The 13,167-nt window shown below is 62.8% G+C and carries 10 protein-coding genes; 5 read left to right on the top strand and 5 right to left on the bottom strand.

Going from position 1 to position 13,167, the window contains the following annotated elements:
• Positions 1 to 79 precede the first annotated feature (79 nt).
• The 5 genes from G533_RS0106125 to G533_RS0106105 all read left to right on the top strand — a co-directional run bounded on the left by G533_RS0106125 (position 80) and on the right by G533_RS0106105 (position 6,255).
• The gene (locus G533_RS0106125; protein ID WP_027949202.1) at positions 80 to 1,552 is read left to right on the top strand and encodes a glutamate-cysteine ligase family protein; all 1,473 of its coding nucleotides are present in this window, start codon (positions 80 to 82) and stop codon (positions 1,550 to 1,552) included.
• The gene (locus tag G533_RS0106120; protein ID WP_027949201.1) at positions 1,549 to 2,562 is read left to right on the top strand and encodes a M14 family metallopeptidase; all 1,014 of its coding nucleotides are present in this window, start codon (positions 1,549 to 1,551) and stop codon (positions 2,560 to 2,562) included. The genes G533_RS0106125 and G533_RS0106120 overlap by 4 nt, the downstream gene beginning before the upstream one ends.
• A gap of 188 nt (positions 2,563 to 2,750) precedes the next feature.
• Positions 2,751 to 3,800, top strand: a complete 1,050-nt coding sequence (gene recA, locus G533_RS0106115) for a recombinase RecA (protein WP_027949200.1) — start codon at positions 2,751 to 2,753, stop codon at positions 3,798 to 3,800.
• A gap of 134 nt (positions 3,801 to 3,934) precedes the next feature.
• The gene (locus G533_RS20770) at positions 3,935 to 4,456 is read left to right on the top strand and encodes a regulatory protein RecX (RefSeq protein ID WP_205622563.1); all 522 of its coding nucleotides are present in this window, start codon (positions 3,935 to 3,937) and stop codon (positions 4,454 to 4,456) included.
• A gap of 8 nt (positions 4,457 to 4,464) precedes the next feature.
• Positions 4,465 to 6,255, top strand: coding sequence for an ABCB family ABC transporter ATP-binding protein/permease (locus G533_RS0106105; RefSeq protein WP_027949199.1), 1,791 nt, complete (start codon positions 4,465 to 4,467; stop codon positions 6,253 to 6,255).
• On the opposite strand, the gene G533_RS0106100 is transcribed toward G533_RS0106105, so the two are convergent.
• The 5 genes from G533_RS0106100 to G533_RS0106080 all read right to left on the bottom strand — a co-directional run bounded on the left by G533_RS0106100 (position 6,249) and on the right by G533_RS0106080 (position 13,070).
• Positions 6,249 to 7,784 carry an AbgT family transporter gene (locus tag G533_RS0106100; protein WP_027949198.1) on the bottom strand — a complete coding sequence of 512 codons (1,536 nt, stop codon included), beginning with the start codon at positions 7,782 to 7,784 and terminating at the stop codon, positions 6,249 to 6,251. The genes G533_RS0106105 and G533_RS0106100 overlap by 7 nt on opposite strands.
• An 84-nt stretch (positions 7,785 to 7,868) precedes the next feature.
• Positions 7,869 to 8,291 carry a nuclear transport factor 2 family protein gene (locus G533_RS0106095; RefSeq protein WP_027949197.1) on the bottom strand — a complete coding sequence of 141 codons (423 nt, stop codon included), beginning with the start codon at positions 8,289 to 8,291 and terminating at the stop codon, positions 7,869 to 7,871.
• Positions 8,292 to 8,485: 194 nt separating this feature from the next.
• Positions 8,486 to 9,673, bottom strand: coding sequence for a hydroxymethylglutaryl-CoA reductase (locus tag G533_RS0106090; protein WP_027949196.1), 1,188 nt, complete (start codon positions 9,671 to 9,673; stop codon positions 8,486 to 8,488).
• A gap of 88 nt (positions 9,674 to 9,761) precedes the next feature.
• Positions 9,762 to 11,567, bottom strand: coding sequence for a DNA helicase RecQ (gene recQ, locus G533_RS0106085; protein ID WP_027949195.1), 1,806 nt, complete (start codon positions 11,565 to 11,567; stop codon positions 9,762 to 9,764).
• A gap of 45 nt (positions 11,568 to 11,612) precedes the next feature.
• Positions 11,613 to 13,070, bottom strand: a complete 1,458-nt coding sequence (locus G533_RS0106080; RefSeq protein WP_027949194.1) for an acyl-CoA carboxylase subunit beta — start codon at positions 13,068 to 13,070, stop codon at positions 11,613 to 11,615.
• Positions 13,071 to 13,167: the final 97 nt, after the last annotated feature.

Below are 13,167 nucleotides of genomic sequence, written 5' to 3'. Positions count from 1 at the left end.
ATCCAGTGGCTAGTGTGAAGCGCCGATTTTACGTCATGCCCGGACTATCCTCCACCGGCTTCTGTGCTATAACGACGCCATGGGCACCGATATCCACACAGTGCAGTTTGACGCCGACGATTATCGCCGCTTCAGCCAACAGCTGGAAGCGAATCTGCAGCGCCTGGAAGCACGGCTGGCCACGCCCGGTTTCGGTGCCGGGCCGGCATCTTTGGGTGCCGAACTGGAGCTCTATGTCGTGGACCCTTCCGGTCGTCCGGCGCATCTCAATCAGGAGCTGCAGGCGGCCGCGGATGATGAGCAGCTGACGCTGGAGCTCAACCGCTACAACCTGGAGTACAACCTGACGCCGGTTGCCGTTGCGGCCAACCCTTTTCTGAGCCTTGAAGAGGAGATCTGCCGCAAACTTGGCACGTTGCGGGCACTGGCGGCGCAACAGGACGCGCAGGTCGTGCCCATCGGCATCCTGCCTACACTGCGGCGGGAAGACTTCGGGCCGGCCTGTATGACGCCCAAGCGGCGCTTCGCCGCGCTGGTGGCACAGCTTATCGCCCGGCGTGGGCGGCACTTCACGGTCAATATCAACGGCCTGCACCCCTTGCAGCTCGCGATGGACGACATCACCCTGGAGGGGGCCAATACGTCTTTCCAGGTGCATTACCGGGTGGCTCCCGAGCGGTTCGCTGATGTGTTCAATGCGATTCAGGCAGTCACACCGCTGGCCCTCGCGGTGGCGGGCAATTCGCCGACACTGTTCGGGCACAGCCTGTGGCAGGAAACCCGCATCCCGCTGTTCAAGCAATCCATCGACACCCGTCTGCCGGACCGTTACAGCTGGAAAGAGCCCGCGCGGGTGAACTTCGGCCAAGGCTGGGTGCGGCGCGATGCACTGGAACTGTTTGCCGAAGCGGTGCGTCTGTATCAGCCGCTGCTGCCGGTCTGTGCAGAAGAGGTGGATGGCCCGGCGGCGGATGAGTTGCGCGCCCTGCAGCTCCACCAGAGCACGGTGTGGTTGTGGAATCGCCCGGTCTACGATGCAGCCGCCGGCGGTCATCTGCGCATCGAAATGCGTGCCCTGCCGGCGGGGCCGACCGCGGCCGACATGGTCGCCAACGCAGCATTCCTGATTGGCATGGCGGAGGGCCTGCAACCGCGCTTGCAGCACTGGCTACCCGCGCTGCCTTTTCCGATTGCGGAACACAATTTCTACCGCGCCGCGCAGGAGGGGCTGTCTGCACGACTGGTCTGGCCGCGCCCGCAACAGACTGTGTGTGAGGAGCAGCCCGCAGCCGCTCTGGTCGCCGCCATGTTGCCGGTGGCACGACGCGGGCTGGAAGCTATCGGCATTGCCGCGACCGAGTCTGACCGTTACCTCGGTATCATCGAACAGCGCCTGGCCAGCGGGCAGACCGGCGCGCGCTGGCAGTTGTCGCGCCTGGGGCAGGCACAGCCCGGGGCACAACGCCCCGATTTCGACCAGCTGCGTGACATGCTCGAAGCCTACCGCCTGCGCAGCGAAAGCAATACGCCCGTGGCGGAGTGGACACCGTGAGGCGGGTGCGGTTTCTGCGCAATCCACTGGCCACTGAAGTTGGCGCCAGCATCGAGGACTTTCTGCAGTTTCTCGGCGGGCCCGCAAGCATCTTTCTCGATGGCGTCGATACCAGCCGCACCCGGGCCCTGGTGACCCTGTTGCACGGCAATGAACCCTCCGGATTGATGGCGCTGTTCCGCTGGCTCAAATCGGGTCGGCAGCCCGCGGTTAATTGTGTGTGTATTGTTGGTGCGGTGGAGGCAGCCTCGCGCGCGCCGTTATTCACGCAGCGCATGCTGCCCGGTGCGCGCGATCTGAATCGCTGCTTCAAGCCGCCCTTCGACGGTGCCGAAGGCCTGCTGGCAGAGGAAATACTGGAAATACTCCGGGTACATCACCCCGAGGCGGTTGTCGACATGCACAATACCTCCGGCAGTGGCCCCGCCTTTGGTGTGTGCACGCACCTCGATCGCGAGCACGACGCGCTGGTCGCACTGTTTACTGAACGCATGATCGTAACGCGGTTGAATCTCGGTGCCTTGATGGAGATCAGTGAGCACAGTTATCCCACTGTCACCGTCGAAGTGGGCGGACGGCTTGATGATAGCGCGCACGACCTGGCCTGGTCTGGCCTGTGTCGCTACTTTGAGAGTGAACGGGTACTGGCCGGTGACGCACCGGTATGGGATCTGGAGGTGCTCTGCGACCCCGTGCGTCTGCATCTGAATCCCGGCGTGCCACTGGCCTATGGCGAGGCCCCGGACCCTGTGGCGGCGGTGACCCTGCGGCAGGATCTCGAGCACTTCAATTTCGCCAAGGTGGGCCCGGAGGAACACCTGGGCTGGGTGCATGGTGAGTTGCGCAGCCTGTTCTGGGCGCAGGACGCCGGGGGGCGTTGTGTGCTTTCCCGGCTGCTACGGATCGAAGAGGGCCGCCTGTATCCTGCCACGCGCATGACGCTGTTCATGATCACCACCAACGCGACGATTGCGCGCAATGATTGCCTGTTTTACACGGCGCCGGTGTAACGCGCACTGTCGCACCCGCGTACCTGTAGCCTTAACAGACACATCCAGCAACGACGGCCGGATTTGGTGGTTCAGAAGGCTTGCAATTCCTGCGTAATACACTGAGTATATATACAGTACTTGGGTCGAAGCGGTCGGCCCTCATCAACTCCCGCCGTACAGGCACTCAATGACAGGAGCCGTCGATTATGGACGCCAACAAGCAGAAAGCACTGGATGCAGCCCTCAGCCAAATCGAACGCCAGTTCGGCAAGGGCACGGTGATGCGTATGGGCGACAACGAGCGCGTGGCTATCCCCGCTATCTCCACCGGCTCCCTCGGCCTGGATATCGCGCTCGGCATTGGTGGTCTGCCGAAAGGGCGTATTTGTGAAATCTACGGCCCGGAATCCTCGGGTAAAACCACGCTCACCCTGCAGGTGATTGCCGAATCACAGAAAGCGGGTGGCACGGCTGCATTCATCGATGCGGAGCATGCGCTGGATCCCAACTACGCCGAGAAGCTTGGGGTGCGCGTGGACGACCTTATCCTGTCGCAGCCGGATACCGGCGAACAGGCGCTGGAGGTCGCCGAGATGCTGGTGCGGTCCGGAGCCGTCGATGTACTGGTGATCGACTCGGTGGCGGCACTGACGCCCAAGGCGGAGATCGAAGGCGAAATGGGCGATTCCCACGTCGGTTTGCAGGCGCGCCTGCTGAGTCAGGCCATGCGCAAACTCACCGGAGCCATCAAGCACAGCAATTGCCTGGTGATCTTCATCAACCAGATTCGCATGAAAATCGGCGTCATGTTCGGCAACCCGGAAACCACGACTGGCGGCAACGCGCTGAAATTCTATTCGTCGGTGCGCCTGGATATCCGCCGTATCGGCGCAGTGAAGGAGGGTGATGAGGTGGTCGGCAACGAGACCCGCGTCAAGGTGGTGAAGAACAAGGTGTCTCCCCCCTTCAAACAGGCCGAGTTCCAGATCATGTACGGCAAGGGTATTTATCACATGGGCGAGGTAATCGACTGGGGGGTAAAACTCAACCTGGTCGACAAGTCCGGCGCCTGGTATGCCTATAAGGGTGACAAGATCGGCCAGGGTAAAGCCAACGCGGCACGGTTCCTTGAAGAAAACATGGCCATTGCGAACGAAATCGAGGCTGAAATTCGCCGCCAGACCATGGCCGCGGCAACACCGCCGCCCAAGAATGCCGCCGCGGCTGTTGAAGCCGATGAGCCTGACGACGCCTAGTCCCCCCTTCGCCCGGGCTCAACGCGCCCGGGCCTCTTTTCAGGTGTCGGGTTCCACTCACCCCCACTCTCGCGTGCCCGACGCCTCTTTTATTCTGCATCACTTCCTGGGTGGCACACGGTATCATGGCGCCCATGTCTGATCGTTCAAATTCACCGCCAACGGTAAACGAGGTACGTGTCGCCGCGATGGACCTTCTGGCGCGACGTGAGCACGCACGCGGTGAGCTGCAAACCAAGCTACAGCGTCGCTTTGCCGACGCCGAGCTGGTAGCGGGTGTGCTGGATGACCTGGCGGCCGAAAACCTGCAGAGTGACGCACGCTATGCCGAGAGTCTGCTACGGCAGCGCCTGGATCGCGGGTACGGGCCCCTGCGTATTCAACAGGAGATGCGCGAGCGCGGCGTGGACCCCGTGCGAGTCGCCGCTGCGCTGGAAGCGGTTGCGCCCAATTGGCGGGAGGCTGCGGAGCAGGTGTACGCGCGCAAGTTTGACCCTGTACCCGAAAGCCCAGCTGAACCGCTAGACAATCCTGTATCGTGGCAGGCCCGCCGCGCAGAGCAACAGCAGCGGCTCAAGGAAAAAGCCCGGCGCATGCGCTTCATGCAGTATCGCGGGTTCCTGCCGGAGCATTTTCGGCACCTGCTTGAGGACTGATTACCCACATGCGCCCCACGACTGACGCTGAGCCCGGCCAGGTACTCGACTGGTCAATTCTACCGCGGCTCTGGCCGTATCTACGCGACCATCGGCGTCGCATCGCACTGGCGATGCTGTGTTTGCTGTTGGCCAAAGGTGCCATGCTGGTCATCCCCTTCATCATGAAACACATGGTGGATGGACTGAACCTCGAATCCGGGGTGCAGCTTGCCGCGCAGGTTGCCATTGGCCTGGTAGCGGCTTACGGCCTCGCACGTTTCTCCAGCGTTCTCTTTGCGGAATTGCGTGACACGCTGTTCGGGCGGGTCACTGAGCGCGCCATGCGTTCTCTGGGTTTGACGGTGTTTCGCCACGTCCACCAGCTGGACCTCAGTTTTCACCTGGAGCGACGCACTGGCGGGCTCGCTCGGGACATCGAGCGCGGCACCAGCGGTGTCAGTTTTCTGCTGCGCTTTATGGTTTTCAATATTGTACCCACCCTGTTTGAGATTGCCGTCGTGGTCAGTGTGTTCCTGTTCAATTACGGGGCCAGTTATGCTGTGGTGACGTTGGTGTCGGTGATCGCCTATGGCTGGTTTTCCTTTGGCGCAACGGAGTGGCGCACGCGCTTTGTACGCGAGATGAACGAAGCCGACTCAGCATCCAATACCCGAGCGGTCGACAGCTTACTCAATTTCGAAACCGTGAAGTATTTCGGCAACGAACGCTTCGAGGCAGAACGCTACGATGAGGATCTGGCGCGTTGGGAGCAGGCGCGCAGGCGCAACCGGCTGTCTCTGTTCGGGCTCAACGGTGGCCAGGCGCTGATCATCGCACTGGCGCAAACCAGTATCATTGGCCTGGCGGTCCTTCAGGTGCGCGATGGGCAGCTCTCCCTCGGTGATTTCGTGTTAATCAGCCAGTACATGATCCAGCTGTTTTTGCCGCTGGGTTTTCTCGGTTTTGTCTACCGGGAGATGAAAGGCGCCATGGCCAACATCGAGCGTCTGTTCGGCCTGCTGGACGTGCGCCCGGCGCTGGCGGACCGGCCAGGCGCCCCCGAGCTTGTGGTCCGAGGCGGGGGCATCCGCTTTGAGCAGGTGGCATTCCGCTACCAGGCCACACGCAGCATTCTCGACGTCGTCAACTTTGAGGTTCCAGCGGGCAAAAAGGTGGCTGTGGTGGGTGCCAGCGGGGCGGGTAAGTCCACCCTGGTGAAGCTGCTGTTTCGTTTCTACGACCCGAGTGCCGGGCGTATCCTGATCGACGGGCAGGACATCGCCGGGGTAACCCGCGAATCGCTGCGCAAGGCCATAGGCATTGTGCCGCAGGATACTGTGTTGTTTAACGATACCCTGCTTGAGAACCTGCGTTACGGAAAACCCGATGCGAGTGACGCAGAGGTTGCCGAGGCAGTCCGCATGGCCCATCTCGACGCCTTTATTGCGCAGCTGCCCGACGGCTGGGAAACCCGCGTGGGTGAACGAGGACTCAAGCTCTCTGGCGGTGAAAAGCAGCGTGTGTCGATTGCGCGCACCATTCTCAAGCGGCCACCGATTCTGGTGTTCGATGAGGCCACTTCCAGCCTGGACAGTCGCTCAGAGCAGGCGATTCTGACAGCCCTGCGGGAGATAGCCCTGCACCATACCAGCCTGGTGATTGCCCACCGGCTCTCCACGGTAGTGGACGCCGACAGTATTCTGGTGCTGGACCAGGGCAGGATTGTAGAGCAGGGCAGTCACCGTGAGTTGCTCGCCAGCGGCGGACGTTACGCCGCGCTCTGGGCGGCGCAACAGGAACAGCAGGCTGCTCAGTAGGTGTAGCTGGACTGCAACCCCAGAGGCAGGCCCAGCGCCCAGTAGCCCAGCAGAAACAGGGTCCACAGAATAATGAAGGTGATGGAGTAGGGTAGCATCAGCGCGGTGACAGTGCCGATGCCTGCGCTGCGTATGTAGCGTTGGCAATACACCACGACCAGGGGAAAATAGGGCATCAGCGGTGTGATGATGTTGGTGGTCGAGTCCCCTATGCGGTAGGCGGCCTGGGTGAGGTCGGGAGAGGCACCGAGCTTCATCAGCATGGGTACCAGAATGGGCGCCAGCAGCGCCCATTTGGCCGAGGCCGAACCGACGAAAAGGTTGAGAAAACCCGTTAGCAGGACGATCCCGGAAATGGTCAGGGCTCCGGGCAGGCCCAGCGCCTGCAGCCCTTGCGCCCCTTTCACCGCCAGCAGTATGCCCAGGTTCGAGGCACCGAATGCATAGATGAACTGCGCAATGAAGAACATGATGACCAGGTAATAGCCCATGGTCTGCATGGTTTTTGTCATACCCTCGATAACGTCCCGGCTGCTCGTCACCGTGCCGGCGCTGATCCCATAAACGATGGCCGGCAGCAGGAAGAGCAGAAAGATCAACGGCACGATGGAGGCCATGAGCGGCGCACCGTTCTCGGTCAAGTAGCCGCCGGGCCCGCGCCAGGCCGAATCTTCGGGCACTGCACTCAAAAACAGCAGGACCACAGCGGCGAGCATGCTCCACAGGGCGAGTCGCAGCGCGCGGCGCTCCGTCGCACTGAGCGGCTGCATGCCGGTTTCGTCGGCGACGTGAGTGTCGATGGGTGTGTGGTGGAGACGCGGTTCAACAAAGCGGTCTGTCACCAGCCACCCGACCAGCACAATAAGCAGCGAGGATGCGGAGGTGAAAAAGTAGTTGTTCAGCGGGTTGAGTATGACGGCCGGGTCGATGATCTGTGCTGCCGATTGTGAGATACCCTGCAACATCGGGTCGACCGAAGAGGGCACGAAGTTGGCGGAGTATCCTCCGGATACGCCGGCGAATGCCGCCGCAATGCCGGCCAGGGGGTGGCGCCCGGCGGCGTGGAAAATGATACCGCCCAGCGGTATGACCAGCACATAGCCGGCGTCTGCGGCGGTGTGGCTGACGATGCCCACAACAATGACCATGGGCGTCAGCAGCCAGCGCGCGGTGACGCCGAGCATGGCGCGCAAGGTGGAGTTGATGAAGCCGGTGTGTTCCGCGACACCAATGCCCAGCATCGCCACGAGCACAACACTAATAGGGTGAAAGTGGGCAAAGGTGGTGACCATGTCCGAGAGGAACTGGGTCATGGCGGTGGCGGAGAACTGGTTTACCACGCGCAGCGCTTCGCCACTGCGCGGATCAACCAGGTCGTATTCGAAACGGGAAAACAGCAGCGACAGTGCCCAGGTAAGAAACAGCAGGGCAATGAACAGGACCGCAGGATCGGGCAAACGGTTGCCCACGCGCTCGATACCGGCGAGCAGCCGCTGGGTGCGTGTGGCGGGGTGAGCGGGCTGGTTCATGCGCGTGGCGACTCCGGAAAACTGCAGTGTAATTCGCTCGCCAGCTGGACACAAACCACCTGCCCGCCGCCCGGGCGCCCGCGCTCAGTCCAGCGGGTAGGGAGGACGCTGGCCGCTACAGAGGACGTCGGTGACCTGTTCGGTATCCATGTATTCGGTCAGCTTTATGAGCAGGCCCTTGTCGAATTCGAACAGGAAGTGGTAATCATTGCTGTAGGTCTGGCCGGAGGTGTGCTCGCCCTCGCTGCTGGCCTCGACAGCCACCTTTTCACCTTCCGCCACCATGCCGCGAATGGTGAAACGCAGGCCCTGCGGGAATACATCGACAATGCTGGCAATGGCCGCCGTGAGATCGGCGTACTCTGTGGTGCCGGATATCAGGGTGGCGCCCATGGTCTCCACGCTGCCGGTTTTGGCGTAGGCGGCAACGACCGCATCGACATTGCCTGCGCTGAGGTCGTTGAGAAACTGGCGTACACGGGCTTTATTGTCGGTCTCTGTTGTCATGCTCTGCTCTCGTCGGCGCGGCGCCGGTTGGCGCTCATGCACCTATCATAGTACTGACGACAACAGGTGCCAGAGCGCCGGTTCAGCATTTCAAGCCAATGCCTGTGTGCGCCGCAAGGCGGGAGTTTCTGGTTCAACTATTCACGAGATACGCGAGCTTCCCCAACCACGCTCGCGTTTCAGGTGTGGCCAACTCAGCGATTGCGTCCCAGGCGTTCATGGGCGTTTACCCACTCGTTCTGCCGGGTCTCCTTATCGACACGCGTTGCGGCACCCAGCGACAACTCACCCGCCACGACGAGCCCGGCGGCAATTTCCGCCAGCTTGAGGGCCTTGCCCTGGCCGTGGCAATCCATGATCTCCAGGCATTCGCGCTGGGTGGGCAGGTTGGTACCGCCCCCGTAGGTGGCGAGAATCAGGGCCGGGAGGGTAATGGAAAAGAAATAGTCGCCTTCCCGGGTCACCCGCGTATACACGCTGCACTGGTTGGATTCGCCGATGTTGGCGATGTCCTGCCCCGTTGCCAGATACAGCGCGGCGAGGCCGTTGGCCGGGTGCGCGGCATTGTTGGAGGAGTGCGTGAGGAATGAGGCTACGGTGGTGATGCCCCAACCGTAGTGCATGGCTTCGGGTGTGATACGCAGGTGCGCCTGCAATACATCGCGGGGAATCGTGATCTCGGCAGTCACCCGGCGTCCGCGGCCCTTGAGGGAGTTGACCGATGACGTGCGCTTTTCCGTATCGAAGTTGCCAGAGAGCAGGTAATGCCGCATCTGCGGGAAGCGCTCACGGATCCATTCACAGGCGACAAAGGTCGCCTTGCTGGTCATGTTCTGGCCTGCGGCATCCCCGGTTGTGTAGTCAAAACGCGTGAATACCATATTGTGGGCAATGTAGTGCTCGATCTCGTTCAGTTTGCCCACGGAGGTCGTGCTTTCGGCAACCGCCTTGATCTCGGTGAAGTTCTCGTCCAGCCAGAGGTTGAAGTCGCGTGCGTCGCGCGCATCGCGGAACACGAAGCAGGGCGCCCGCTGCATGGCCTCGCCGCAGACGGTGGTTTTGACTCCGCCGCTTTCCCGAATGACTTTCATCCCCCGGTTATAGCTGGCGAGCATGGTGCCCTCGACGGTCGCCATGGGGACGTAAAACTCGCCCTGGGCGTGCTCCCCATCAATCAAAAGCGGACCGGCCAGCCCAATCGGCACCTGTGCTACGCCAAACAGGTTCTCGATGTTGCCGGACATGGCCTCCGGGTCGAAAGAAAACTGGCGTGTGTGATGCAGGCGGGCTGGCGTCTGTTCTTCAATAAAGGCCTGTCGTTCGGCGATGATGTCAGCGCTGTAGTCGTTCTCGGTGGAGCGCGGGATCTTGCTGTTGCTCATGGCGGTGTCCTCGGTAAAGCCGCCAGAGTAGAAAAAAGGGGATGACGGCGCAAGCAACGGCTGCGCCCCTGTTCTGCCCTCTGGCCGATCAGCCCGTGCGGCGTTGCAGGTGTTCGTCGATGACCTGCAGGAAATCCTTGCCGTATTTCTCGCGCTTGCGCTCACCGACACCGCTCAATGCGCCGAAAGCGGCCACGGTGCGCGGCAGTTCGGCACACATTTCCTGCAGGGTGCGGTCGTGGAAAATGATATAGGGCGGAATGCCCTGCGTTTCTGCAAGAGCGCGCCGGCACTCGCGCAATGCTTCCCAGAGCTCGGTGTCAATGTCGTCCGGTAGCCGCTGGCGCGTCTGCTGGCGGGTGGCGGGCCGAGCGAGGTCGCGGCGTAATTCCAGCGTTTCCTCCCCGCGCAGCAGGGGCCGGCAGTGATCTTCCAGGCGCAGCGCACCGAAATGATCCAGGTCAGCGCGCAGGTAGCCACGCGCGACCAGTTGCCTGAACACCGAGCGCCACTGGTGGTTGTCCAGTGCCTTGCCGATGCCGAAGGTGGGCAGCGTGTGGTGGTCGTACTGGAAAATACGGTCGTTCTCGGCGCCGCGCAGCACGTCGATGAGGTGGTTGACGCCAAAGCGCTGGCCGGTGCGGTAGACGGCGCTCAGCGCCATGCGTGCCGCTTCGGTGCCGTCCCAGGTGGGTACCGGTTCCAGGCAGGTATCGCAGTTGCCGCAGGCCTGCGGCAGTGTGTCGCCAAAGTAGCGCAGCAACGCCTGGCGCCGACAGGTGGTGATTTCACACAACCCGAGCATCGCATTCAGGCGCTGCTGCTCGGCGCGTTTGTGTTCCTCGCTGCCCTCGGACTGCCCCATCATCTGGCGTAGTTTCAACACGTCCTGCAGCCCGTATACCATCCACGCATCCGCGGGCAGCCCGTCACGGCCCGCACGGCCCGTCTCCTGGTAGTAAGCTTCTATGGTCTTGGGCAGGTCAAGGTGGGCAACGAAACGCACGTCGGGTTTGTCGATGCCCATGCCAAAGGCGATGGTGGCGACCATGATCACGCCGTCCTCGCGCAGGAAGCGCGCCTGATGGTTGCTGCGCAGGGCCGCCGGCAGGCCTGCGTGGTAGGGCAGTGCCGTGTAACCCGCCTGCTGTAACGCGAGGGCGGTCTCCTCCACCTTGTTGCGGGACAGGCAGTACACAATACCGGCATTCCGCGGGTGCTCAGATTTCAGGAAGCGCAGCAGTTGCTGCTTGGGGCTCTGCTTGAGTGCAATGCGATAGCGGATATTGGGGCGGTCGAAGCCGGCGATGTAATGTTCTGCGCCGGCAAGGTCCAGACGGGCGATGATTTCCTCTCGCGTGCGCGCGTCGGCGGTGGCAGTGAGCGCGATGCGTGGCACCTGTGGAAAGCGCTCGTGCAGCAGGCTGAGCTGCAGGTAATCGGCGCGGAAATCATGACCCCACTGGGACACGCAGTGTGCTTCATCAATGGCGAACAGGGCGACACGGGCCTGCTCCAACAGTCGCAGCATGCGCCCTTGCACCAGGCGTTCAGGGGCGATGTACAGCATGTCCAGCTCGCCGCGCAACAGCGCTGATTCAACCGCGGCGGCCTCCTCCGGAGCCAGTGTGGAGTTGAGGTATGCGGCGCGCACACCCAGTTCACGCAGTGCGTTGACCTGGTCCTGCATGAGCGCGATGAGGGGTGAGATGACGATGCCGCAGCCCTCGCGCACCAGGGAGGGTACCTGGTAACACAGCGACTTGCCGCCGCCCGTGGGCATGAGCACCAGCGCATCGCCTCCGTCCACCACCTGCTGCACAATGCGCTCCTGCAGGGGGCGGAAAGCGGGGTAGCCGAATACGGACTGTAGAACAGAGAGGGAAGCGGTCATAGCGGCGCAGTATACCGCAAGTGAACCCGCAGGCCGGTGATCCGATCAGCCCAACAGGGCCTGCCGCAGTTCCTCACGCAAATCCCGCGGGTCGATGATGCGGTCGAAAGCCATGCTGTCGGCGCCTGCCCAGGCGCCAGTCTGCCGTTCCTGAAGCGCGGCGGCATCTGTGGCGCTGGCCCCGGTCGCCGCCGCGGCACCGAGTGCCGGTACGCCGCCTAGACTGACGCCGGGGAGGGCGAGGCTGACCGTTTGCCGGTCCCAGGGGTTCATGCCCATCACCGAGCTGCCAAAACCGAACGCCTTGCGCAACGTGACCACCACCTTGCGCCCGCGATAGTGCCGCTGGGCGCGGAACATGTTGCCCGCCGCGCGCAGGACGCCTGAGCGCTCTGCCGCCGGGCCGGGCATGACCCCAGGATTGTCCACCAGTGCCACCAGTGGCAGGTGGAAGCGGTGGGCCAGCTCAATAAAGTGGCAGGCTTTCTCCGCTGCCTGCCGGGTGATGGCGCCGGCCTCAACCGCCGGCTGGTTAGCCACTATCAGACAGCGCTGGCCCCCGATGCGGGCGAAGGCCGTGATGAGTGTGCGGCCATAGTCGGCTTGCACCTCCAGCAGGCTGCCGTTGTCCACCACCTCACCCAGAACGTGGCGCATGTCGTAAGGGCGTGACACGTCTGGCGGGATGATGTCCAGCAGTGCCTCGTTGCGGTGTGCAGGCCTGGTATTCGCGTCTGTGTCGGCAGGCGTGTTGTCGCAGACATAGGCGAGAAACCGGCGCGCACTCTCGAAGCACTGGGGCTCGGTGTCACAGCACAGGTGCGCTATGCCGCTCTCCCGGGTGTGTACCTGTGCGGAGCCGAGTTCTGCTGCCGTTGTGTCAATGCCCATGGCGGCCTTGACCAGGGGTGGGCCGGCACTGAACAGGGCGCTGTCGCGGTGCATGATGATGATATCGGCGAACATCGCGGCCAGGGCGCCGTGCCCGGCCGACATGCCGAGCACCAGCGCAACCACCGGTACGCGGCCTTGAATATCGGCCAGCAGCTGCAGGTCGCCGGGCGCGTGTGGGTAGCGCTCAGCCTGGTTGCTGGCACGCTCTCCTGCGCCGTCGAGCAGCAGTAGCAGCGGGCGTCTTGTTTCCAGGGCCAGGCGCACCAGCCGCGCGCGCTTGGCGGCGTTGGGATGCCCAATCGAGCCTCCCTGCACGGTGAAGTCCTCTACCAGCAGCACAACGCTGCGACCGTCCAGGCGCGCTACACCCCCCACCAGCCCGTCGGCCGCGACAGCGGGATGCCCCTGCGGGTGATGGCCGCCGGCGAGCAGGCCGTATTCGCGGAAAGAGTCCTCGTCCACCAGTGCCGCGATGCGTTCGCGTGCCGTGAGTCGACCGCGTGCATGCTGGCGTGCAATGCGCTCGTCGCCGCCCATGGCGGCGGCGGTTGCGCCGCGCTCCTGGAGCGCGGAAAGGAGGGGTGCCCAGTCCTGCCGGTGTGTGCTCATGCCCTGTTACCGTCGTTGTTCGCTGCTCGCGCAAACATACGCAAGCGAGGACGCCCTCGCAATGGCAGGTCGACCGGCCCGGTTCTCAGGGCAGTGC

Origin of the sequence: Haliea salexigens DSM 19537 (assembly GCF_000423125.1) — a bacterium.
In the GTDB taxonomy this organism is placed as follows: domain Bacteria; phylum Pseudomonadota; class Gammaproteobacteria; order Pseudomonadales; family Halieaceae; genus Haliea; species Haliea salexigens.
Note: the sequence above shows the minus strand (reverse complement) of the source record. Positions and strands in the feature narration are given on the sequence as shown.